Source organism: Sphingobium algorifonticola (assembly GCF_004005485.1).
Lineage (GTDB): Bacteria > Pseudomonadota > Alphaproteobacteria > Sphingomonadales > Sphingomonadaceae > Sphingobium > Sphingobium algorifonticola.
The window spans coordinates 108,415-130,845 of the sequence record NZ_RZUL01000002.1 but is presented as its reverse complement, the minus strand read 5'-3'; the positions used below and the strand labels follow the sequence as shown (position 1 = coordinate 130,845).

At 65.7% G+C, this 22,431-nt stretch carries 19 protein-coding genes; 14 read left to right on the top strand and 5 right to left on the bottom strand.

What is annotated here, in order from left to right; translation table 11 throughout:
• Nucleotides 1-8 precede the first annotated feature (8 nt).
• The 5 genes from ENE74_RS05675 to ENE74_RS05655 all read left to right on the top strand — a co-directional run bounded on the left by ENE74_RS05675 (nt 9) and on the right by ENE74_RS05655 (nt 5,500).
• Nucleotides 9-872: a helix-turn-helix domain-containing protein gene (locus tag ENE74_RS05675; protein ID WP_241241851.1), complete on the top strand. Its 864-nt coding sequence runs from the start codon at nt 9-11 to the stop codon at nt 870-872.
• Between the two features lie 73 nt (nt 873-945).
• Nucleotides 946-1,890 carry a tetratricopeptide repeat protein gene (locus ENE74_RS05670; RefSeq protein ID WP_127689747.1) on the top strand — a complete coding sequence of 315 codons (945 nt, stop codon included), beginning with the start codon at nt 946-948 and terminating at the stop codon, nt 1,888-1,890.
• 111 nt (nt 1,891-2,001) lie between these two features.
• Nucleotides 2,002-2,928 (top strand): tRNA lysidine(34) synthetase TilS, encoded by a 927-nt coding sequence (gene tilS, locus ENE74_RS05665; RefSeq protein ID WP_127689745.1) that lies wholly within the window; start codon nt 2,002-2,004, stop codon nt 2,926-2,928.
• 178 nt (nt 2,929-3,106) lie between these two features.
• On the top strand, nt 3,107-5,056 hold the full coding sequence (ftsH, locus tag ENE74_RS05660; RefSeq protein WP_127689744.1) for an ATP-dependent zinc metalloprotease FtsH: 1,950 nt from the start codon (nt 3,107-3,109) through the stop codon (nt 5,054-5,056).
• A gap of 72 nt (nt 5,057-5,128) precedes the next feature.
• Nucleotides 5,129-5,500 (top strand): hypothetical protein, encoded by a 372-nt coding sequence (locus ENE74_RS05655; protein WP_241241850.1) that lies wholly within the window; start codon nt 5,129-5,131, stop codon nt 5,498-5,500.
• A gap of 221 nt (nt 5,501-5,721) precedes the next feature.
• Here the strand turns inward: ENE74_RS05655 and ENE74_RS05650 are convergent, their stop codons facing one another.
• Nucleotides 5,722-7,185 carry a helicase HerA domain-containing protein gene (locus ENE74_RS05650; protein WP_127690550.1) on the bottom strand — a complete coding sequence of 488 codons (1,464 nt, stop codon included), beginning with the start codon at nt 7,183-7,185 and terminating at the stop codon, nt 5,722-5,724.
• A 106-nt stretch (nt 7,186-7,291) separates the two neighbouring features.
• Here ENE74_RS05650 and ENE74_RS18640 point away from each other — a divergent pair, with 106 nt between their 5' ends.
• Both ENE74_RS18640 and ppc read left to right on the top strand, forming a co-directional pair.
• Nucleotides 7,292-9,217: a methyl-accepting chemotaxis protein gene (locus tag ENE74_RS18640; protein WP_127689742.1), complete on the top strand. Its 1,926-nt coding sequence runs from the start codon at nt 7,292-7,294 to the stop codon at nt 9,215-9,217.
• Nucleotides 9,218-9,266: 49 nt separating this feature from the next.
• Nucleotides 9,267-11,951 carry a phosphoenolpyruvate carboxylase gene (gene ppc / locus ENE74_RS05640; RefSeq protein WP_420902563.1) on the top strand — a complete coding sequence of 895 codons (2,685 nt, stop codon included), beginning with the start codon at nt 9,267-9,269 and terminating at the stop codon, nt 11,949-11,951.
• A gap of 125 nt (nt 11,952-12,076) precedes the next feature.
• On the opposite strand, the gene ENE74_RS05635 is transcribed toward ppc, so the two are convergent.
• Nucleotides 12,077-12,628, bottom strand: a complete 552-nt coding sequence (locus ENE74_RS05635) for an outer membrane protein (RefSeq protein WP_127689739.1) — start codon at nt 12,626-12,628, stop codon at nt 12,077-12,079.
• A 325-nt stretch (nt 12,629-12,953) separates the two neighbouring features.
• On the opposite strand from ENE74_RS05635, the gene ENE74_RS18380 reads away from it, so the two are divergent.
• Together ENE74_RS18380 and ENE74_RS05625 are read left to right on the top strand one after the other, a co-directional pair.
• On the top strand, nt 12,954-13,691 hold the full coding sequence (locus tag ENE74_RS18380) for a peptidase (RefSeq protein ID WP_206517653.1): 738 nt from the start codon (nt 12,954-12,956) through the stop codon (nt 13,689-13,691).
• Nucleotides 13,663-14,022, top strand: a complete 360-nt coding sequence (locus tag ENE74_RS05625; RefSeq protein WP_420902562.1) for a hypothetical protein — start codon at nt 13,663-13,665, stop codon at nt 14,020-14,022. Before ENE74_RS18380 ends, ENE74_RS05625 begins: the two co-directional genes overlap by 29 nt.
• Nucleotides 14,023-14,084: 62 nt before the next feature.
• Here the strand turns inward: ENE74_RS05625 and ENE74_RS05620 are convergent, their stop codons facing one another.
• On the bottom strand, nt 14,085-14,534 hold the full coding sequence (locus ENE74_RS05620) for a peptidylprolyl isomerase (protein WP_127689737.1): 450 nt from the start codon (nt 14,532-14,534) through the stop codon (nt 14,085-14,087).
• Between the two features lie 159 nt (nt 14,535-14,693).
• Between ENE74_RS05620 and mgtE the strand changes: the two genes are divergently transcribed.
• The 3 genes from mgtE to ENE74_RS05605 are packed head-to-tail and all read left to right on the top strand — an operon-like array spanning nt 14,694 to nt 17,445.
• Complete coding sequence (gene mgtE, locus ENE74_RS05615; protein ID WP_206517652.1) at nt 14,694-16,106, top strand: magnesium transporter; 1,413 nt, start codon at nt 14,694-14,696, stop codon at nt 16,104-16,106.
• 41 nt (nt 16,107-16,147) lie between these two features.
• Nucleotides 16,148-16,549, top strand: a complete 402-nt coding sequence (locus ENE74_RS05610; protein WP_127689735.1) for a DUF1489 domain-containing protein — start codon at nt 16,148-16,150, stop codon at nt 16,547-16,549.
• A gap of 47 nt (nt 16,550-16,596) precedes the next feature.
• Complete coding sequence (locus tag ENE74_RS05605; protein WP_127689734.1) at nt 16,597-17,445, top strand: alpha/beta fold hydrolase; 849 nt, start codon at nt 16,597-16,599, stop codon at nt 17,443-17,445.
• Nucleotides 17,446-17,578: 133 nt separating this feature from the next.
• Here ENE74_RS05605 and nadB read toward each other — a convergent pair whose 3' ends face one another.
• On the bottom strand, nt 17,579-19,183 hold the full coding sequence (gene nadB, locus ENE74_RS05600) for an L-aspartate oxidase (protein WP_127689732.1): 1,605 nt from the start codon (nt 19,181-19,183) through the stop codon (nt 17,579-17,581).
• A gap of 146 nt (nt 19,184-19,329) precedes the next feature.
• A complete protein-coding gene (locus ENE74_RS05595; protein ID WP_127689730.1) occupies nt 19,330-20,283 on the bottom strand; it encodes an ABC transporter ATP-binding protein in 954 nt (317 codons plus the stop codon).
• An 84-nt stretch (nt 20,284-20,367) separates the two neighbouring features.
• Here ENE74_RS05595 and ENE74_RS05590 point away from each other — a divergent pair, with 84 nt between their 5' ends.
• Entirely contained in the window at nt 20,368-20,595 is a 228-nt protein-coding gene (locus ENE74_RS05590; protein WP_127689729.1) for a zinc-finger domain-containing protein, read from the top strand.
• Between the two features lie 198 nt (nt 20,596-20,793).
• Entirely contained in the window at nt 20,794-22,236 is a 1,443-nt protein-coding gene (tldD, locus tag ENE74_RS05585) for a metalloprotease TldD (protein WP_127689727.1), read from the top strand.
• Nucleotides 22,237-22,431 lie beyond the last annotated feature (195 nt).

Sequence of the window (22,431 nt, the reverse complement as noted above, 5' to 3'; positions counted from 1 at the left end):
CGGAACCGATGAACGAGATGGAACAAGGGTCGCTGGACATGGATCGGCCCGGCGACGTTCTGCGCCGGGCGCGCGAGGCGCAAGGCCTGTCGCTGCAGGATGTGGCGACGCGCACGCGCATCCCCGTGCGTCAGCTTCAGCTCATCGAGGATCATGATTATGCCGCGCTGCCCGGCGTGCCCTATGCCATCGGCTTCGCCCGCGCTTATGCCCGTGCGATCGACGCGGACGAAATTGCCGTCGCCGCTGCCGTCCGGCGTGAGCTGGTCGAGGCCGACGTCATCAACGCGCCGCGCTATGAGATGTTCGAGCCGGCCGATCCGGCCCGCGTGCCGCCGCGCACTCTGGCATGGACGACGCTGATCCTCGCCCTCATTCTGGTTGGCGGCTATACCGTCTGGCGGACGCAGATGTACACACCGCCCACAGACGCGCAGGTGGAACAGGCGGCAGACGCGCCGTCGGCCGCGCCGCGCTCGGCCGCACCGACGAACCGACCCGCCCCCGCGCCGACGCAAGGTCCGGTGGTGTTGACCGCCACTGACGAGGTATGGCTGCGCATCTATGACGGCGCGGGTGAGCGCCTGCTGGAAAAGCAGATGGCGAAGGGCGAGACGTTCACCGTGCCCGCCAATGCCAATAATCCGATGATATTGACCGGACGGCCCAATGCGCTGGCCGTGACCGTCGGCGGTCGCACTGTCGCGCCCCTCGGTCCGCCCGAACGGACGATCGCGGACGTGCCGATCAGCGCGGCGGCGCTGCTGGCACGACCTGCGCCGGGTAGCGCAGCGTCCGCGCCCGCGTCCGCGGGTCGCCCGACGGCCGCATCGACGCCGCCTGCCGTTGCCGACAATAACGTCGCGCAATAAGAGCCAACAGCTGCTTTACCCCCGTCACAAAGCCCTTATGGTTGACGGCACGTTCATTGCCGAGAGGAAAGCCATGCGTTCCCTTTTCCCATCCTGCGCATTCCTGCCGCTGCTTTTTGCCCTGACGCCCCTCGCATCGGCCCCGGCATCGGCGCAATCCGACACGCCATCGGTGCAGGTGCGCGTGGACCGGCTCGAAAAGGAAATGAAGGCGGTGCAGCGCAAGGTCTTCCCCGGCGGCACCCCGATCGAGCCGGACATCACGCGCGCGCCCGCACCGGCTGTGGTGCCGGGCACCCCCGCATCGACGCCGGTGTCTGACCTCATCGCACGGGTCGATGCGCTGGAAGGGCAGCTGGCCAGCCTGACCGGGCAGGTCGAACAGAACAGCTTCAAGCTCAAGCAGCTTGAGGATGGTTTCGCGAAATACAAGGCAGAGACCGACGCCAAGCTGGCCACCGCCGCAAGCCCTCCGCCAGCGGTAGCGCCGACGCAAGGCACGACGGCGAAGCCGACGACCGCCAAGCCGACCTCAGCGGCCGCCGGTACGACGACGGCGGCAGCGACACCGGCGGCGGCCGCCGCGCGCAAGGCCGCCGTCGCCGCCATCGAATTGCCCGACACCGGCGATTTCGCGATGGACGCCTATACCTACGGCTATCGGTTGTGGGATGCGAAATTCTATCCCGAAGCGCAGACGCAGCTCAAGGCGACGCTGGACAAGTTCGGCACCGCGCCGGTCGCCAGCCGCACCGCCAATCTTCTGGGCCGCGCCTATCTGGACGATGGCAAGCCTGCGCTCGCTTCGGTCGCCTTCTACGAAAACTATCAGAAGCGGCCCAAGGGCGATCGCGCGGCGGACAGCCTGACCTGGCTGGGCGAGGCGCTGATCCAGCTCAAGAAGCCCGCCGACGCCTGCAAGGTCTACAGCGAGCTGGAGCAGGTCTATGGCGCGACGCTGAACGCCACCTTGCGCGCGATGATGACCAAGGGCCGCGAACGCGCCAAATGCGCGTGATGCGGTGAGGGGCCTGTTCCCCGGCGAAAGCCGGGGTCCACGGCAACGAAGAGCAGCTCTGTGGGACTCTGGACCCCGGCTTTGGCCGGGGAACGAAGTGGGGCTAGCAATATGAGCACCCTGGACCGCTTCCGTGCCGACCTCGCCCGGCTCGTCCCCCTGCCCGCCCGCATCGGCGTTGCGGTATCGGGCGGGCCGGACAGCATGGCGCTGCTCTGGCTGGCGCAGGCCGCATGCCCGGCTGCCGTGGAAGCGGCCACGGTCGATCACGGCCTGCGCCCCGCCGCGGCCGACGAAGCAGCGATGGTCGCCACATGGTGCGCCGCGCACGACATTCCCCACGCCATCCTGCGCCCCGCCCAGCCGATCACCGGCAATATCCAGTCGGCCGCCCGCGCCGCGCGCTACGCTCTGCTGGAACAATGGCGGGCAGAGCGCGGCCTTCATGTCGTCCTGACCGCGCATCATGCCGACGATCAGCTCGAAACGCTGCTGATGCGGCTCAACCGGGGATCGGGGGTGAGCGGGCTGGCGGGGGTGCGCGCGCGCAGCGGTACGATCGCCCGTCCGCTGCTCGCCTGGCGCAAGGCCGAACTCGTCGCCCTCGCGCAGGACCAGGGCCTGCCCTTCGCCGATGATCCGAGCAATGCCGATCCGCGCTTCGACCGCGCCGCCCTGCGTCGGCATCTGGCAACCGCCGACTGGCTGGACCCGGTGGCCGCCGGCCGCAGCGCCGCCGCGCTTGCCGATGCGCAGGAGGCGCTGGACTGGTGCGTGGCGGAGATCGTCGCCCGGCATATCGTTACGGAATCGGAACGATATAGTCTGACGGAGACAGCCTTCCCGCGCGAGATACAGCGCCGCCTGCTGCTGCACATGCTGGCACTGGCCGATCCGTTGGGCAGGCCGCCGCGCGGTGCGGCGCTCGACGCGGCGCTGGTGCAGCTCAATGCGGGCGAACGGACGATGCTGGGCGACTGGCTGATCGATGGCGGGGCCAGATGGACGCTCGCCGCCGCTCCAACACGAAAATCATGAAATCGCGAAAATCTGCGGGTTTCAACGCTGCAACATCCGCAACTTCGTTGGATTGCACGCGCGTTCATTCTTCGGCAATCGCTGTGGCGCATTATCGGCCCCGCAAGACGCAGGCGTGATCATCGGCATATTGCCATTTGGTCCCTACGCCTTATCTTGTACGGGAAAGCGAGACAGCATGAACGACGACAAGGAACCGCAGGGCAACCCCTGGATCAAGAGCGCGATGATTTGGGCAGGCGTCATCGTTGCCCTGCTTCTGTTCGTGTCGATCTTCGACAGCCCGCGCGGCGCAGGTGCGGGTACGGGCATCGCCTATTCCGAGTTCCGGCAGAAGGTGCAGGACGGCCAGGTGAAGGAAGTGGCCGTCGCGCCCGACCGGATCACCGGCACGCTGACCAATGACCAGCGCTTCTCCACCACGCCCGTCGTCGATCCCGGCCTGCCTGCCTTGCTGGATGATTATGGCGTCAAGTACAGCGGCCAGGCGGAACAGGGCCCGAGCTTCTGGCAGATCATGCTCTATCAGTCGCTGCCGTTCATCCTCATCCTTGGCATCGCCTTTTTCGTGCTGCGCCAGATGCAGAAGGGTGGCGGCGCGGGCGGTGCCATGGGCTTCGGCAAGTCGAAGGCGAAGCTGCTGACCGAAAAGCACGGCCGCGTGACCTTTCAGGATGTCGCGGGTATCGACGAGGCGCGCGAGGAGCTGGAGGAAATCGTCGAGTTTCTGAAGGACCCGACGAAGTTCGCCCGGCTGGGCGGCAAGATTCCGAAGGGCGCGCTGCTGGTCGGATCACCCGGCACCGGCAAGACGCTCCTTGCCCGCGCCATCGCAGGCGAGGCGGGCGTGCCGTTCTTCACCATTTCGGGCTCCGACTTCGTGGAAATGTTCGTCGGCGTGGGTGCGAGCCGCGTGCGCGACATGTTCGAGCAGGCGAAGAAGAATGCGCCCTGCATCGTTTTCATCGACGAAATCGACGCCGTGGGCCGCCATCGCGGTGCAGGCCTGGGCAATGGCAATGACGAGCGCGAACAGACGCTCAACCAGTTGCTGGTCGAGATGGACGGATTCGAGGCGAACGAAGGCATCATCATCGTCGCGGCGACCAACCGCCCCGACGTGCTCGATCCCGCGTTGCTCCGTCCCGGCCGCTTCGACCGTCAGGTCGTCGTCCCCCGTCCCGATATCGAGGGCCGCGAGAAGATTTTGGCCGTGCACATGAAGAAGGTGCCGCTGGCGCCCGATGTCAACGCCCGCACCATCGCGCGCGGCACGCCGGGCTTTTCCGGTGCAGACCTTGCCAATCTCGTCAACGAGGCGGCGCTGATGGCGGCACGGCGCGGCAAGCGTCTGGTCGCGATGGACGAGTTCGAATCGGCCAAGGACAAGGTGATGATGGGCGCGGAACGCCGCTCCATGGTCATGACCGACGATGAGAAGAAGATGACGGCCTATCATGAGGCCGGCCATGCCATCGTGTCTGTCCACGAACCGGCGTCCGATCCGATCCACAAGGCGACGATCATCCCGCGCGGCCGTGCGCTGGGCATGGTGATGCGCCTGCCGGAACGCGACAGCTACAGCTATCACCGCGACAAGATGCATGCGAACATGGCGGTCGCCATGGGCGGGCGCGTGGCGGAGGAAGTGATCTTCGGCCATGACAAGGTGTCCTCCGGCGCATCGAGCGACATCCAATATGCCACCAAGCTGGCGCGCGACATGGTGACGCAATGGGGCATGTCGGAAAAGCTGGGGCCGCTGCAATATGAAGAGCAGCAGGGCGAAACGTTCCTGGGCTATTCGCAGAGCCAGCGCGTCCACATGTCCGATGAGACAGCCAAGCTGATCGACAAGGAAATCCGGTCGCTGGTCGAGCAGGGGTATAACCGGGCCAAGGAATTGCTGACGAAGCATGAGGACCAGTTGCATCTGCTCGCCAACGCGATGCTGGAATATGAGACGCTGAGCGGCGAGGAAATCAAGACCCTGCTCGACAAGGGCGAGATCACCCGCGAGGACGGCACGACGATCAAGCCGTCGTCGATCCCCGCAGCCGGCACCGCCATTCCCAAGACGCGGCGGCGCAAGGGCCCCTTCGGCGATCCGGCCCCACAAGGCGCGTAATTGCTTGTCCCCGTTCCCCTGCGAAAGCCGGGGAACAATAGTGATATGCTCTTCCCCTTTCGGAAGCCTTCCATGCGTAAACCACTCGCCGCTGCCCTGCTCCTTGCCGTCTCCGTCTCGTCCGCACAGGCCATGACTGTGGAGGCGTTCCTGACAAAGGCGGAGGCGCTGAAGGCCAAGGGCATGATGGCGATGATGTCGCCCGATGTCGGCCTGTTGCGCACCGAGATGAAAACCGTATCGGCAGCCTATCGGGCGGACATAGAGGCCGGCCAAAAGACCGGTCAGCCCGCGCACAGCTGCCCGCCGCCCAGGGGCAAGGGTGCGGTAAGCAGCGACGATGTGATGGCTGAGTTCAACAAAATCCCCGCCGCGCAACGCAGCCGCATCAGCGTGAAGGACGCCTTCTACGCGATGATGAAAAAACGCTATCCGTGTAAGTAGCTAAACGCGTCACCCCAGCGAAGGCTAGGGTCTCGTGCGGAAAGGTCGCTCTCTATCGCTGAAGACCCCAGCCTTCGCTGGGGTGACGAGATAGGGTCATACCAAGATGCGATGAGCAGTACGCACGGCACGTTCCCCTGCAAAAGCAGGGGTCCAGGGCAACAAAGTACAGCGCCTTGCGACTCTGGACCCCGGCGTTCGCCGGGGAACAAGAGATAGCATCACCCCTCCGCCGCCGCCGTGCTCTGCCCCAGTTCCGGCACGCCGATCGACCGCCGCCCGCCGAAATCGGTCCGCGCGACGATGACCCCCTGTTTCTCCATATAGTCGATCAGCCGCCGCACCCGCCCCGGCGAGCTGGTGCCATAGGCCCGCGCCAGCGCATCGTCATCCGGGCAGGGATCACCGGCCAGCGCCGCACGGGCGATCATCAGAAAGGGCGCGAGCATATCGTCCGGCAGGCGATCGCCGACCCGCAGCGCGCCGTCCCAGCGCGGATCATGCGCGTCGAACATCCCTGCCCGCGCCATGGCGAAGCGACGACGGAAAGCGACCAGATCAAGCGGCACCTGCGTCAGCCGGTGCATGCGGCAGCGCACCGTGAAATCCTGATACAGCACGGCGGGCGACTGAAATGCACTGCCGGGATCGGCAATCATTTCCTTGAGCACTGCGATGACGGCGGCCTCGATATCCCCCACATCGGGCTGCATCGCTTCCGGACGGGCGGCGGGGATCGACAGGTCCGGTCCGGCAAAGCTGCGGATCAGCGCCTCCGCCGCGATCGCCCGCGGCTTGGGCTCCGCGCGCGGCGGCGGCGCATCGGCGTCCATCTCGGCAAACAGCATGGCCTGCACGGCCTCGCCCCCCTGCGCCTTGGGCAACGGCAGCAGGCTGTGCGTGCCCGTGCGGGTGCTGGTGAGAACCGGGCCGATCTTCACCGAGACGGGGCGGCGGCAGATCGCCGGACCCAGCGCGAGGAAGCGTCCTCGCTCGAGATCGCGGATCTGCTCCGCCTGCCGCCGCTCCATGCCTAGCAGGTCGGCGGCGCGGGCCATATCGATGTCGAGGAAGGTGCGCCCCATCAGGAAATTGCTCGCCTCCGCCGCGACATTCTTGGCGAGTTTCGCCAGCCGCTGCGTCGCGATCACCCCGGCAAGGCCGCGCTTGCGCCCCCGGCACATCAGGTTTGTCATCGCCGCCAGCGAGACGCGCCGCGCATCCTCCGACACGTCCCCAGCGGCCGCAGGCGCGAACATCTGCGCCTCGTCCACCACGACCAGCGCCGGATACCAGTGGTCGCGCGGCGCATCGAACAGTGCGTTGAGGAACAGCGCCGCCGCCTTCATCTGCGCATCGACCTCAAGCGCCTCCAGGCTGAGCACGACCGAGGCGCGATGTTCCCGGATGCGCGCGCCGAGCGCCGCAATCTCCCGCTCGCTATAGGCACCGGCATCGATCGCGACATGATCGAAACGGTCCGCCAGCGTCACGAAATCACCTTCCGGATCGATCACGATCTGCTGCACCAGCGTCGCGCTTTCCTCCAGCAGGCGGCGCAGCAGATGCGATTTCCCCGACCCGCTGTTGCCCTGCACCAGCAGCCGGGTCGCGAGCAGTTCCTCGACATCCATGCGCACGGCATTGCCTGCGCTGTCGGTTCCGATTTCGATTTCCGCGGTCACCCGCTCGCCATGGCCCATCGAGTGGCGGACAGGCAAGGGGCAGCATCGGCACCACCACGCCGCCGCTCATCTTTTCTCAACGGATAGGCATTAACCCTGCACGATTATGACGCGCCTGACACATCATCTGGATCGTATCGCGCGCCGCGGGCGGACCATTGGTCCGCGCGAATGGCGCCTGGCCGAATGGCTTGCGCATCCGCTGGCACGCACCATGGTGCCGCTGATCGCACTGATCGCGTTGCTGCTGTCCAGCGCGGGATTGCTTATCATGCTGCTGACACAGCAGATGGACAGCAATTCGGCGCGCTATATGGAGCGCATGGTGCTGGGCGCGGTGAAGCGCGAACAGGATGCGACGCTCGATTCGGTCTCCGCCGCCGCCCGCTGGGACGATGCCTATCGCGCCGTCTACCGCGGCATCGACCGGCCCTGGGTCAACAGCAACCTCCTTTATACCGATCTCCACAGCTATGTGATCGACGATCGCGGCAACACCCTGTTCGCCAGCCGGGGCAAGGGCTTTGCGGGGCCGCGCATGCCGCCCGACCTGCGCAGCGCCGCCCCGGAGGCGGTGCGCCATCTGCTGCCCAATCTGCCGCGCACCGTGGGGCAGGCGATGCGGAAGACGCGCGGGGTGGCGCAGTTTGCGCAGTTCGAAGGGCGGCCTGCGGTCGTGGCGGCAATGGGAATCGTGCCGTGGGAGACGCAGCCCGACGATCGCGCGGCACCGGCGCGCTATCTGGTGCTGATCGAGGAACTGACCGATCCGATCATCGCCCATGTCGGCGAAAATCACGGCCTCCAGTCGATCCGCTGGTCGCGCGGCGGTGACGAGGATGACTGGCAGCATGTCGATATCACCGGTCCGCACGGCACGTTCCTGGGGCGAATCGAGTGGCTGCGCGTACGGGCGGGCTGGTCGGCGCTGCTCGACATTCTGCCGCTCGTCCTGATCGCGCTCATTCTATGCGCCGCCTTGTCGGCATTTCTGATCCGCCAGCTTTACCGCGCGCATCTCGCGCTGCGCGGCGAAAGCGCGGCGGCGCGCCAGTCCGCCGCCGATGCCAATCATGCGGCGCTGGCGGCGACGGCGGCGCTGGCGGATGCGGAAAACGCGCGCCGCGAAGTGGCGCAGGGCGCCAAGCAGCAGGCGGCCGCGCAGCACAAGCACGAGCAGGAACTGCGCGCGCAGAGCCGCCAGGTGGCCGCCGCGCTCGAACAATCGATGACCAGTCTGGTCGCGCAGCTTCTGGAAACCGCAACCGACCTGGAACGCAATGCCGACCAGACGCTGGGCAGCATCGACATGCAGCAGCGGCAGGCGACGATCGTCGTCGACCGGTCACGCGAAACGACGCAGGCCGCCCGCGCCATCGCCAGCACGATCGACGAGCTGACCCGGTCCATCAGCGACATCAGCCGCGCGACCGCGGAAATCCGCGACGCGGCGGACAGCGCCAGTCGCCAGTCCGCCAACGCGCGCGACGCGAACGACAATCTGCTGCATCATGTCGGTTCGATCAACGATGCCGCCAATCTGATCGCCGAAATCACCGGACAGACAAATCTGCTGGCGCTCAACGCCACGATCGAGGCGGCCCGCGCGGGCGAGGCCGGGCGCGGGTTCGTCGTGGTCGCCAACGAAGTCAAGGCACTGGCCGGGCAGACCGCACAGACGACGCGCGCCATTCATCATCGCGTGGCCGGTGTGGAAAGCGCGGCGGCCGCGACCTGCGACCTGGTGGGATCGGTCGACCGCACCTTGGGCCAGCTGGCCGAATCGATCGGCGCGGCGTCGGCAGCGGTGCAGCAGCAACTCGCCGCCGCCACCGAAATCCAGCAGACCTCGCACGGCGTCGCGCTGCACGCCCATGCCGCCGACGAAGCCGTCGGCACGATCGGGCGGTCGCTGGCCGAAGTGGCGGTTGCCGCACGGCGCACCCGGCACAGTGGATCGGTCGTGCGCGAACGGGCGGAAACATTGCAGGCCGAGTTCGCCCGGATGATCGATACGCTGAAAGCCGCCTGACGCGCGGAAGGCTCTTGACCCGATCTCTGTTGCAATGCAGCATCGCCGCATGGCCAGCTTTCCTCCCATCACGCAAAATCCCGACATCCGCTTTCTGGGGCGCCTGCTCGGCGATGTCATCCGCGCCTATGGCGGGGAAAAGCTCTACCGGCAGACGGAGTATATCCGCTCCGCGTCCGTCGATCGCGCGCGCGGGGTTGCCGGTGCCGACCTGGTCGATACCGGGCTGGATGCGCTGAGCCTGGACGACACTCTGGCGTTCGTACGCGGCTTCATGCTGTTTTCGATGCTCGCCAATCTGGCCGAAGACCGGCAGGGCATCACGGCGGAGCCGGGTGCCGATCTCGCCTCCGCCGTCGCCGCGCTGGAGGCCCACGGGATCGCGAAGGAAGCGGTGCTGGCCCTGCTCGAACGTGCGCTGATCGTGCCCGTGCTGACCGCGCACCCCACCGAAGTGCGGCGCAAGAGCATGATCGATCACAAGAACCGCATTGCCGACCTGATGCTGCTGATGGACAGCGGACGCGCCGAAACGGACAATGGCGAGAAGATCGAGGAGGCGATAGCGCGGCAGATCGCGCTGCTGTGGCAGACGCGCCCGCTGCGGCGCGAGCGCCTGTATGTGCAGGACGAGATCGAGAATGTCCTTGCCTATTTCCGTGACAGCTTCCTGCCCGTCCTGCCTGCGCTCTACGCCAAATGGGAGCGGGTGCTGGGCGCGCGCCCGCAGAGCTTCCTGCGCGTGGGAAGCTGGATCGGTGGCGACCGGGACGGCAACCCGAATGTTCAGGCGGACCAGCTGCGATTCGCCCTCGCCCGCGGCTGCGAGGCGGCAATCGGCCATTATCTCGATGCCGTTCATGCCCTGGGGGCGGAGCTTTCGGTATCGACCGAGCTGGCACATGTTCCGCAGGCGGTGCTCGATCTGGCCGAACGCAGCGGCGACAACGCGCCAAGCCGCAAGGACGAGCCCTATCGCCGGGCGATCGCGGGCATTTACGCGCGGCTGTGCGCCACGCATCTGGCGCTGACCGGCAAGGCGGCACCGCGGCCCTCGGTACTACCCGCCGACCCTTATGGCGATCCGTCGGCGCTGCGCCGCGATCTCGTCATCATCGCGCAGGGCCTGGCGAGCGAAGGCGACGGCGCGCTGGCGACCGGCGGGGCGCTGGGCCGACTCATCCGCGCGGTCGAGACATTCGGTTTCCACCTCGCCACGCTCGACATGCGGCAGAACAGCGACGTGCATGAGCGCGTCGTCGCCGAGTTGCTGAATCAGGCGGGCGTCGAGGCGGATTATGGCGCGCTGGACGAATATGCGCGCATCGCCCTGCTGCGGCGGGAATTGTCGACGAACCGCCCGCTGGGATCGCGCTTTGCCGTCTATGGCGAGGAAACGACCTCGGAACTGGCGATCGTGCATGCCGCCGCACAGGCGCATCGCACCTACGGCTCGCAGAGCATCACCCATTATATCATCAGCAAGGCGGAAAGCGTTTCCGACCTTCTCGAAGTCAACATCATCCTGAAAGAAGCCGGGCTGTGGCGCGCGGGAACCGACGGGGCATCGCCCCAGGCCGCGATCATGGCGGTGCCGCTCTTCGAGACGATTGCCGACCTTGAGGCCGCGCCCAAGGTGATGGCCGCCTATTTCGGCCTGCCCGAAATCGCGGCGATCGTCACCGCGCGGGGCCATCAGGAAGTGATGATCGGCTATTCGGACAGCAACAAGGACGGCGGCTACCTCACCTCCACCTGGGGCCTGCATCAGGCCAGCAAGGCTCTTGAGCCGGTGTTTGCGCAAGCCGGGACGGCAATTCAGCTTTTTCACGGGCGCGGCGGGGCCGTGGGGCGTGGCGGCGGCAGTGCCTTCGCGGCGATCCGCGCCCAGCCCCCCGGCACGGTGCAGGGCCGCATCCGCGTGACGGAGCAGGGCGAAATCATTGCCGCCAAGTTCGGCACACGGGACGTGGCCGCCGTCAATCTGGAAGCGATGACCAGCGCCACGTTACTTGCCAGCCTGGAACCGGAGGCGCTGTCCGATCGCGATGCCGCCCGTTTCGCAACGGCAATGGACCGCATTTCGCACGGCGCGTTCACGGCCTATCGCGACCTGGTCTACGGAACGGACGGGTTCAAGGAGTTCTTCCGCGAACTGACGCCGATCCAGGAAATCGCGGGCCTCAAGATCGGATCGCGCCCCGCCAGCCGCACCAAAAGCACCCGGATCGAGGATCTGCGCGCCATTCCCTGGGTATTCAGCTGGGCGCAGGCACGCGTCATGCTGCCCGGCTGGTATGGCGTGGGCCATGCTTTGTCGGATTTCGAGGACAAGGCGCTGCTCGCCGACATGGCGGCAACATGGCCCTTCTTCCGGTCGGCGATGGCCAATCTGGAAATGGTCCTGGCGAAATCGGACCTTGGTATCGCCCGTCGCTATCTGCCGCTGGTGCAGGATCAGGCGGCGGCAGAGGGCATATTCGGCCGCATTGCCGATGGGTGGAGCCGCACACATGACGGCCTTCTTGCGCTGACCGGGCAGTCGCGGCTGCTGGAGAAAAATCCGACGCTGGAGACATCGATCCGGCTGCGCCTGCCCTATATCGAGCCGTTGAACCTGTTGCAGATCGAGCTGCTCAAGCGTCATCGCGCTGGAGAGGACGATCCCAGGATCAAGGAAGGTATCGAGCTTTCGATCAACGCCATCGCCACGGCGCTGCGCAACAGCGGCTGATCGGCCATTCGCGACACGGGAAATCCAGGGCGGTTGCAGTCAACGCCGCCCTGGACCCCGGTCCGTATCGCTACGGTCCGAAACCGGACGTGCAGGCTTTCGCCGCATGCCCGGAACGCGTTTCATCAGTATTTCACGACCAGACCGGCCATCGGGCGGATCGAGTTGAAATTGCCGAATGTGTCAGCCTGAAGCCGCAAGCGAACGTTGCTGCGTTCCGCGCTCGAAAGACCGATATCGGTCGGCGAAAGCTCCACACCGGCACCATAAGTGGTGCCGTGGAAATCACGGCTGTTGTTGCCCAGCGCGTCGAAATTGACCCACTGATAGCCGACCTTGCCGAAGAACATGCTGTCCTTGCCGGCCTTCACGCCAACCCGGCCCGCAACGCCATATTCCCAGTCGATATCGCCGGAGACGCCCTTGGCGGCATTACCCTCGACGCCGACGACCAGCGGACCTGCGACATTGACGTTCACCCCCGCGACACCCTGGACAAGGCGACCGTCATAACCGACCGGGGGAATGCCCGCTTCATTGCCTTCGGTATCGAAGTCATGAACGCCGCCGAGAACGCCGACATAGGGTTCGATCCGGCGTTCCGTATTGTCCTGCGCCTGTACGGCCATGGGAAGGACGGACGCGGCAGCAGCCGCTGCGAAAAGCAGTGTCTTCATAAAGAGTACCTTTGTGCAATTGTCTGGTGATGACCGCGCGGTGTGGACCCGGCGGGCGCGGCGGGCGGCAAGATGCACTGTCCCGGCTGGCAGGGGGTCAATGTCCTGCCTGCGCGAATTGTTGCGCCATTCGTCGCAAAAATCTCTCAAAAACCGGCCCGCAACGCCATTTGTTGCCGACGGGCAACGGTTTCTGGACGGGCGATGAACGGACTGTCGTGTGGTTGAAAGGAACGGGACAAAAGGAACGGCGATGCCGTTCACAACCAATTCAACCGCCGCGCGTTACTGGCGTGTAACAAGATCATAACCAAGGAGAGAGCCTGTGGCTTTCCGTCTTCCACGAACCGTATCGCTGCTGTGCCTGCCGCTGCTCGGCCTGTCGGCCTGCGCTTATGACGATGGCTATGGCTATGGCGGCATGTCGGTCGGCACTGGCTATTATGGCGGCTATGATGACGGTTTCTATGGACCGGCGAGCAATTATGGGGGCTGGTACAACGACTTCTATTACCCAGGCACCGGCTATTATGTGTTCGATCGCGGCGGCAGGCGGTTTCGCTGGGACGATCGCCAGCGCAACTATTGGGAAGCGCGCCGCCAGCAATATCGCGGTAATGATGGGCGACGGGACGGCGATCGCTGGCGCGGTCGCGATCGCAGAGACGACTGGCGTCCCCGCGCAGTAGAGGCAGGCAGGCCAGGCGATGGCAGGCCGGGTGACGGACGCCCGGCCGATCGCAGCCGGGGCTATGATCGCCGACCCGACCGTGCAACGGACGCGACGCCCGGACAAGGCGCGCCGGGTTGGGACAGATCGCGCCGTGACTGGCAGGGGCGTGACCGGCAAGCGCGCGACGGTGCCGCCCAACCACGGCCGGAACGTCCGGCGGGGCAGGAGCGCCAATGGCGGCGGGAAAACCGCCCCGCCCCTGTGCCAGGACAAGGGTTCCGGCGCGAAGGCGCGGGACGGCCCGAGCAACGCGCGCAGCCAGGCCCCGCGCCGACGGTTCGTCAGAATCTGCAGCGCGACAATGACCTGCGCGCCCAGCCCCAGCCCTGACGATGCGCACGGCCTGGGTAGCAGCGGCGCCGATCATGCGGGCGAAGACCCGGCCCGCTTCGCGGCCCATTTTGCGCAGCTTAGCGAAATCCACGCCAATGTCGGCGCGCCGGGCAAGGCGGAAGGCGCGGCGGGATCGCTCTATGTCACGGTGCCGGTGCAGGTCTACGCCCGGCTGAAAGCGAACGGCAAACCTTATTACGCATTGCGCGCGGTGGTCCTGCGGCGCGCCAATGATGGGCCGGGATCGACGACCGCGCAGCGCCGGTGGCATATCGCCCGGATCGGAGCCTGGCCGCAACCGGACAAGGCCGCCGATCCACAGAGCTGAGGGCTGTTACCCGTTCCCCGGCGCGGGCCGGGGAACGGCTCCATGCAAAGTCCGGCGTGGCTTCAGGCGACCACGGCCTTGATGATCTTGCCGGGGCTGCGCGGCGGCTCGCCCTTGGGCAGGGCATCGACATGGTCCATGCCTTCGGTCACTTCGCCCCAGACCGTATACTGGCCATTCAGGAACGTCGCATCGTCGAAACAGATGAAGAACTGGCTGTTGGCGCTGTTCGGGTTGGAGGAACGCGCCATCGAGCAGACGCCGCGCACATGCGGCTCGCGGCTGAACTCCGCCTTGATGTCGGGCAGCTTGGATCCGCCCATGCCGGTGCCGGTCGGATCGCCGCCCTGCGCCATGAAGCCGGGGATCACGCGATGGAACACCACGCCGTCGTAGAATCCCTCCTTCGCCAGGGTGGTGATGCGTTCGACATGGCCGGGCGCGAGATCGGGGCGCAGCTTGATGACGACATCGCCGCTGTCGAGAGTGAGAGTAAGAGTTTCGTCGGCCATGGTCACATCCTTTTCACGCCATTTGTTGTGCGGCCCATATAGAGACTTGGCCTGCGGATGGAAGGTGGCGCGTTGGAACCCGTCCAGTCCTTGCAATTCCATTGTGCATCAGCGAAAGACGGCGAATGAGGTGTGAACCGGCAGACGATGGAGGCGGCGATGAGCGACCCTGGCGCGATCGATCCCCTCGATGCGGAGCTTCTTGCAGCCGCTGAGTCGCAGCATGACGAGGATGACCGGCTGAAGCCCGGCTTCGTCACTGCCGTTCTGGACGCCGTGGAAGCCGGCGACGCCGAGGCAGCGCGCGATCTGGTGTCGCCGCTGCATCCCGCCGACATCGCCGACCTGCTGGAGCTGACCCCGTCGGACCGGCGCGCCGATGTGGCGGCGGCGCTGGGCGATCTGGTCGGCGCGGAAGTGCTTTCGGAACTGAACGATTATGTCCGTGACGACCTGATCGACGCGCTGCGCCCCGAACAGGTGGCGGAGTTCGCCCGCGAACTCGATACCGACGATGCCGTCGCGATCATCGAGGACATGGAGGAGGCCGACCAGCAGGCCGTGCTCGATGCCATGGACCCCGAGGATCGCGCGGCCATCGAAAGCGCGCTCGCCTATCCCGAAGAGTCCGCCGGACGCCTGATGCAGCGCGATCTGGTCGCGGTGCCCGAACATATGACCGTCGGCCAGGTGATCGACTATCTGCGCGACCACGGCGACCTGACCAGCGATTTCTGGGAAATCTTCGTCGTCGATCCGGCGCACAAGCCGATCGGCACCTGCCAGTTGAGCTGGATCCTCACCTGCCCGCGCAGCATCGCCATGGCGGACCTGATGAAGCGCGAGCAGACGCTGATCCCGGTCGATATGGACCAGGAGGAAGTCGCGCTGCGCTTCCAGAAATATGCGCTCATTTCCGCCGCTGTGGTAGACGCGAGCGGGCGGCTGGTCGGCATGATTACCGTCGACGACATATTGCACATCGTCCAGGAAGAAGCGGGCGAGGACATATTGCGTCTGTCCGGCGCAGGCGACGGCGACATCAACGAACCGGTGATCGACAGTTACAAGGCGCGCGTCCGCTGGCTGCTCACCAACCTCGTCACCGCGCTGGTCGCTTCCACGATCATCGGCATATTCGAAGGCACGATCGAGCGGATGGTGGCGCTGGCCACGCTGATGCCGATCGTCGCGGGCGTCGGCGGCAATGCCGGCAGCCAGACGATGGCCGTTACGGTGCGCGCGCTCGCCACCAACCAGATCACGGCATCGAACACCCGGCGCACGATCATCCGCGAAATCCGCGTCGCGGTGCTGAACGGTGGCACCGTCGCCGCCGTGATCGGCATGGGCGTGGGTCTCGTCTTCGGCAATGCACAGCTAGGCGCGGTGATCGCAGCGGCGATGCTGACCAATATCGTGACGGCGGGGCTGGCCGGTGTCGCGGTGCCGCTGACGCTTGACCGCATGGGCGCGGACCCGGCCGTCGCTTCCTCGATCTTCGTGACGATGATTACCGATTCGATGGGCTTTTTCGCTTTTCTGGGACTGGCGACGCTGGCGGGCATGTAGCCGCCCTTGATCGGCGCTGTCCGCTGCGCCATCTGGATGCAATGCCGCTTCACATGACCAAGATTGCCTTCAGCAGCGAAAGCCCGGACACGCTGCGCGCCTGGCTCGAATCCCACGGTCCGCTGGGCGAGGCGCGGCTGACGACCCGCTATCTGCCCAAGCGCGTGGCGGAGATGGCGGGCGGGTCGCTCTACTGGATCCATGCCCACATGATCGTCGGCCGCAGCCCGATCATCGGCTTTGAACCCACGCCGGAGGGCCGCCACTGGATACGCCTCGAACCGCGCCTGATCGCGGTGCAGGGCCGCCCGAAGCGCGCCCACCAGGGCTGGCGCTATATGGAAGGCAAGGATGCGCCCGCCGATCTGGGCGCGGACAGCGACGGCGCGGGGCAGTTGCCGCCTGCCATGCTGGGCGAACTGGCGCGGCTGGGCCTCGTCTAGCCGCGCGGCTCATGGCAGGTTCAGACCGGCGCCCACAGGAAGGCGGCATGACGCCCCCGATCCTCAATCGCCGTGACTGGCTGACCGGTGCAGCGACGCTGCTCGCCTTTGGCTGCGCCGACGCAGCGCAGGCCGCCGCTTTCGCCTCGCGCCGCATCAGCGTGACGGTGCGTGGCACGGGACCGGATGTGCTGCTGATCCCCGGCCTAGCCAGCGGCCCCGGCGTGTGGGCGGGCACGATCGCCGCGGTAACGGGCTATCGCTATCACCTCGTCCAGGTGCGCGGCTTTGCCGGATTGCCGCCCGACGCGAACAGGTCTGGCCCGCTGATCGCACCGCTCGTCACCGACATCGCCGCGTACATCACACAGGCAAAGCTCGTCCGCCCGGCCGTGGTGGGCCATTCGATGGGCGGCACCCTGGCGATGCTGCTGGCGATGCGACCAGCCCCCGCGATCGGGCGGGTCATGGTGGTCGATATGCTGCCCGACGGCGCGGGCATGGTGGGCGGCACGACCAGCGGCATGGGCTATCTGGCGGATCAGCTCAGCGGCTATTTCACCGGCACGAAGGCGGGGCGGCAATTGTTCGCCGACATCGTGCGGCAGCAGCCTGGCGCGAAAGGCAGCGACCCGGACGTAATCGCCACCGCGTTGCGCGAACTGGCGCAGACCGACCTTGGCCCCCGCCTCAAGACACTGCGGGCGCCGCTGCAGGTGGCCTATGCCGTTGGCAGCGATGCGCAGCAGCGACAGGCGCAGATGGCGCGTTATCGCACCGCCTATGCGCCCGCGAAAGGCGCACTGCTGACGCCCATCGGCCCCAGCGGCCATGTCATCATGGCGGACCAGCCCGCACGGTTTGCGACGGTGTTGCGGGGGTTTTTGAGGGGGTAGCTTTCTTATAGCCCCTCCCTTTCAAGGGAGGGGTTGGGGTGGGTGCGATTGCCCTTCGCAATCGCTGGCGAAGCCAATCGACGCAATTACATGCCCCACCCCAACCCCTCCCCTGAAGGGGAGGGGCTTCACTCTATGGCACCAGTACCGTATCCACCGCTTGCGGCAGCGTTTCGGGATAATCCAATATATAATGCAGCCCGCGGCTTTCCTTGCGGTGCAGGGCGGACCGTACGATCAGCCGCGCCACTTCGAGCAGGTTGCGCAGCTCGATCAGGTCCGGCGTCACGCGGAAATTGCCGTAATAATCGTCCACTTCCTGTGCGAGCAGGTCGATGCGATGCTTGGCCCGCTCCAGCCGCTTGGTTGTCCGCACGATGCCGACATAATCCCACATGAAGCGGCGGATTTCGCGCCAGTTGTGCTGCACGATCACTTCCTCATCCGAATCGGTGACGCGGCTCTCGTCCCACGCACGGATCGGCGGCGCATCCGGCAGGGCATCCCAATGCGCAAGAATATGCTTTGCCGCCGCCTCGCCGAAGACGAAACATTCGAGCAGCGAGTTGGACGCAAGGCGGTTGGCGCCATGCAGCCCGCTTTCGGTCACTTCGCCCGCAGCATACAGCCCCGGCAGGTCGGTGCGCCCGTCCAGATCGATCACCACCCCGCCGCAGGTGTAATGCTGCGCCGGGACGACCGGGATCGGCTCCTTGGTGATGTCGATGTCGAGATCGAGCAGCCGCGCGTAAATGGTCGGGAAATGCTCCTTGATGAACGCTTCCGGCTTATGGCTGATGTCGAGATGAACATAATCGAGGCCCAGACGCTTGATCTCATGGTCAATCGCGCGTGCCACCACGTCGCGCGGCGCCATTTCCCCGCGCGGATCGTGCCGGTCCATGAAACGCTTGCCACCACCGGGCACGCCGGGGGGCAGCTTCAGCTTGCCGCCCTCGCCGCGCATCGCTTCGGTAATCAGGAAGTTCTTGACCTCCAGATTGTAGAGGCAGGTCGGGTGAAACTGGTTCATTTCCATGTTCGACACGCGACAGCCCGCGCGCCAGGCCATGGCGATCCCGTCCCCCGTCGCCCCGCGCGGCGCGGTCGAAAACAGATAGGTGCGCCCTGCCCCGCCTGTCGCCAGGATCGTCGCCTTGCCGATCAGCGCGTCGACATGTTTGCTTTTCTTGTTGAAGGCATAGACGCCCCACACATGGCCGTCGCCCGAGAAACGTTCGCCATGGCGGGACGTGATGAGGTCGATGGCGACCATGTCGCTCATCAGCGTGATGTTGGGATTGGCCTGCGCCGCCTTCACCAGCGCGCGCTGTACCGCCGCGCCGGTCGCGTCGTCGACATGCACGATACGGCGATGGCTGTGCCCGCCTTCCTGTGTCAGGTGCCAGCGTTCGCCGAAACCCTCGCCCGCATTGAACGGCACGCCCAGTTCGGCGAGCCGCTCGATCGCGGCGGGCGCATTCTCGACGACGAACTCGACGGTCTCGCGGTTGTTGAGGCCCGCGCCCGCGACCATGGTGTCCTCGACATGCTCGGCAAAGCTGTCGCCGCCATCGAGCACCGCGGCGATCCCGCCCTGCGCCCAATTGGTCGATCCGCCATCCAGCGCGCCCTTGGCAAGCACCAGCACGCGCTTGTCCTGCGCCAGCGTGATCGCGGCGGTCAGGCCCGCTGCACCGGAACCGATGATGATGACGTCGTATTGATGGGTGGGCATCGTCTTCCTGGCGCTGTCTTTTATGCCGTTCGCCCTGAGCCTGTCGAAGGGCCATGCCGAACGCAGTGAGGGTGTTTCTGCCTTCGACTACGCTCAGGCAAGGGCTTCGACAAGCTCAGCCCGAACGGAAGAGAGGCCGCAGCGTTTCAGGCCGCCGCCGCCGTCAGGTTCAGGAACACGTCTTCCAGATCGGGGTCGCGCGTCACCACGTCGACGATCTGTAACCCCATGGACTGCACCGCGCTCAGCACGTCGCCCGCATTCGCCTTGTCCTTGGCATAAGTGATGCTGAGCACACGCCCGCCGGTCAGCTCCACTTTCTCGAAGCGGGGGTGCATCGGCGCTTCGACAAGATCGCGGTCCACCGTGACCTGCACCACTTTCTCCGTCGCCATGCCGACCAGCTCGCGGGTCGGCTTGTCGGCGATCAGGCGGCCGTGGTTGATGATGGCGATCCGGTCGCACAACTGTTCGGCTTCCTCCAGATAATGCGTCGTCAGCACGATGGTGACGCCCTGGTCGTTCAACTGCTTCACATAGGCCCAGAGCTGCTGCCGCAACTGGATATCGACGCCGGCTGTCGGCTCGTCCAGCACCAGGATCGGGGGTGCGTGCACCATCGCCTTGGCCACCAGCAGCCGCCGCTTCATGCCGCCCGACAGCGTGCGGGCATAGGCGTTCGCCTTGTCCTCCAGATGCACCGCCCGCAGCAGAGCGGCACTGTTGCGCCGCGCCTTCGGTACGCCATAGAAACCAGCCTGATTTTCCAGCGTCTCGAACGGCGTGAAAAAGGGATCGAACACGATTTCCTGCGGCACGATGCCGATCGAGTTCTTGGCATTGCGCGGATTGGCATCGATGTCGAAGCCCCAGATGCGCGCCGTGCCGCCGGTTTTCTTCACCATGCCCGAAAGAATGTTGATCAGCGTCGACTTGCCGGCGCCATTGGGCCCGAGCAGCCCGAAAATCTGCCCGCGCGGCACATCGAACGACACATGGTCGAGCGCCAGCTTGCCCGCGCCGTCGCGTGTCTTGTAGACCTTGGTCAGATTGTCGATGACGATCGCCGGTTCGGGCGCGGAGTGCGATGCGGTGCTCATGAACGATGCTCTTAGCGCGGTGAAACCGGCAGGTCGAGCAGGCGCTATATTGCGGCGCACCACGGGCGATGATATGGCCCCCGCATGATCCAGCCGCCCGAAATCCTCCGCACTGCAAAACCCCGTGTGTCCTGCGACGGATCGGGGGACATTCCCGCCGCCCTCGGCCATCCGCGCGTGTTCCTGGAAATCGATGAAAAGGGCTATGTCGATTGCGGCTATTGCGATCGTCGGTTCGTGCTGATCGGCGGTCCGGCGGACGGCGCGAGTCATGGCGCACTGCCCGACGTGGCTTCGGGAGCGAGTGTTTAACATTTCTCCATTCCGTTCGCCCTGAGCGAAGTCGAAGCCTGTCCTGAGCGCCTGCCGCAGGCGGGCAGTCGAAGGGGGTTCTGCCGAGCGGATAGCGAGGCTTCGTTCGCTATCGCTCGGGAAAGGGCTTCGACTGCGCTCAGCCCGAACGGAATTAGAAGTTGGCGTTGACGGACAACGACACCTATATCCCTCTCCATGATCGATATCACTTCCCGGTTCACCGATGCCCGCGGCTTTCTCTATCGTGACGGCCTGCTTGATCCCGATGGCGCGCGCCGCCTGACGGCGCAGGCGCTGGGCCAGTGCGACGATGGCGAACTCTATCTGCAATATCGCGCGTCGGAGAGCTTCGGCTTCGATGACGGGCGACTGAAAACCGCCGATTATTCGACCGAAGCCGGTTTCGGGCTGCGTGGCGTCTCGGGCGAAATGACGGGCTTTGCCCATGCCAACGACATCAGCGAGGCGGCCATCCGCCGCGCGGCGGAAACGCTGACGTTGCTCGATCCCGCGACTGCATCCCCTGCCGCCCCGCCGCAGCGGACCAACCGCCATCTCTACACCGACGCCAATCCGATGGAGATCGTGCCCTTTGCGGAGAAAGTCGCGCTGTGCGCCGAGATCGACGCTGCGGCCCGCGCCCGCGATCCGCGCGTCGCGCAGGTGTCCGTCAGCCTGGCGGGAAGCTGGTCCGTGATCGAAGTGGTGCGCGCCGACGGCTTCGTCGCAACCGATGTCCGGCCGCTCGTCCGCCTCAACGTCTCGATCATTCTGGAAGAAAACGGCCGCCGCGAATCCGGCGTGTTCGGCATGGGCGGCCGCTATCTCTACGACCGCGTGATGGCCCCCGAAATCTGGAACCGGGCGATCGACGAGGCCCTTGCGCAGGCCCGCGTCAATCTGTCGTCGGTTGCCGCACCGGCGGGGGAGATGACCGTGCTGCTCGGTCCCGGCTGGCCCGGTATCGTCCTGCACGAGGCGATCGGCCATGGCCTCGAAGGCGATTTCAACCGCAAGGGGACTTCGGCTTTTTCCGGCCGCATCGGCCAGCGCGTTGCCGCGCCCGGCGTGACGGTTGTGGATGACGGCAGCATCGCCGACCGACGCGGATCGCTCAGCATCGACGATGAAGGCACGCCGACACAGGAGAATATCCTGATCGAGGACGGCATCTTGCGCGGCTATATGCAGGACAGGCTGAACGCGCGGCTGATGGGCGTAGCGCCCACCGGCAACGGCCGGCGCGAAAGCTATGCCCATGCGCCGATGCCGCGCATGACCAACACCTTCATGCGTGGCGGCAACGACGATCCGGCGGAATTGCTCAGCCGCGTTCAGAACGGCATTTTCGCCAAGAGCTTCGGCGGCGGGCAGGTCGATATCGTTTCGGGCAAGTTCGTGTTCAGTTGCACCGAGGCCTATCGGGTGGTGAACGGAAAGATCGGCGATCCGATCAAGGGCGCGACCCTGATTGGCGATGGCCCCACGGCGCTCACCAAAGTGATGGGCATCGGCAACGACATGGCGCTGGACGAAGGCATCGGCATGTGCGGCAAGGGCGGTCAGAGCGTCCCCGCAGGTGTCGGCCAGCCGACGCTGCTCATGGAAGGCCTGACCGTGGGAGGCACCGCGGCGTAAGACGGCCTATTGCATTTTCCTACGCGTCATCCTGACGAAAGTTGGGGGTCCATAGGTTCCTATTTTGGGGCGTCATTTCACCGTCAGCGCGAATGGATGCTGAACCAAGTTCAGCATGACAGAATAGAATCGCTTGTCTCGCACTGCCCAAAAAACAGGCAGTAATTTTGCGTTGCACAATTTTTCAGCGACGCG

Bases quoted from the DNA above. Each gene is read 5' to 3' on its own strand.
- ENE74_RS05675 (WP_241241851.1), top strand. From the start codon at position 9: ATGAACGAGATGGAACAAGGGTCGCTGGACATGGATCGGCCCGGCGAC.
- ENE74_RS05670 (WP_127689747.1), top strand. From the start codon at position 946: ATGCGTTCCCTTTTCCCATCCTGCGCATTCCTGCCGCTGCTTTTTGCC.
- tilS (WP_127689745.1), top strand. From the start codon at position 2,002: ATGAGCACCCTGGACCGCTTCCGTGCCGACCTCGCCCGGCTCGTCCCC.
- ftsH (WP_127689744.1), top strand. From the start codon at position 3,107: ATGAACGACGACAAGGAACCGCAGGGCAACCCCTGGATCAAGAGCGCG.
- ENE74_RS05655 (WP_241241850.1), top strand. From the start codon at position 5,129: ATGCGTAAACCACTCGCCGCTGCCCTGCTCCTTGCCGTCTCCGTCTCG.
- ENE74_RS18640 (WP_127689742.1), top strand. From the start codon at position 7,292: ATGACGCGCCTGACACATCATCTGGATCGTATCGCGCGCCGCGGGCGG.
- ppc (WP_420902563.1), top strand. From the start codon at position 9,267: ATGGCCAGCTTTCCTCCCATCACGCAAAATCCCGACATCCGCTTTCTG.
- ENE74_RS05635 (WP_127689739.1), bottom strand. From the start codon at position 12,628: ATGAAGACACTGCTTTTCGCAGCGGCTGCTGCCGCGTCCGTCCTTCCC.
- ENE74_RS05625 (WP_420902562.1), top strand. From the start codon at position 13,663: ATGACCTGCGCGCCCAGCCCCAGCCCTGACGATGCGCACGGCCTGGGT.
- ENE74_RS05620 (WP_127689737.1), bottom strand. From the start codon at position 14,534: ATGGCCGACGAAACTCTTACTCTCACTCTCGACAGCGGCGATGTCGTC.
- mgtE (WP_206517652.1), top strand. From the start codon at position 14,694: ATGAGCGACCCTGGCGCGATCGATCCCCTCGATGCGGAGCTTCTTGCA.
- ENE74_RS05610 (WP_127689735.1), top strand. From the start codon at position 16,148: ATGCCGCTTCACATGACCAAGATTGCCTTCAGCAGCGAAAGCCCGGAC.
- ENE74_RS05605 (WP_127689734.1), top strand. From the start codon at position 16,597: ATGACGCCCCCGATCCTCAATCGCCGTGACTGGCTGACCGGTGCAGCG.
- nadB (WP_127689732.1), bottom strand. From the start codon at position 19,183: ATGCCCACCCATCAATACGACGTCATCATCATCGGTTCCGGTGCAGCG.
- ENE74_RS05595 (WP_127689730.1), bottom strand. From the start codon at position 20,283: ATGAGCACCGCATCGCACTCCGCGCCCGAACCGGCGATCGTCATCGAC.
- ENE74_RS05590 (WP_127689729.1), top strand. From the start codon at position 20,368: ATGATCCAGCCGCCCGAAATCCTCCGCACTGCAAAACCCCGTGTGTCC.
- tldD (WP_127689727.1), top strand. From the start codon at position 20,794: ATGATCGATATCACTTCCCGGTTCACCGATGCCCGCGGCTTTCTCTAT.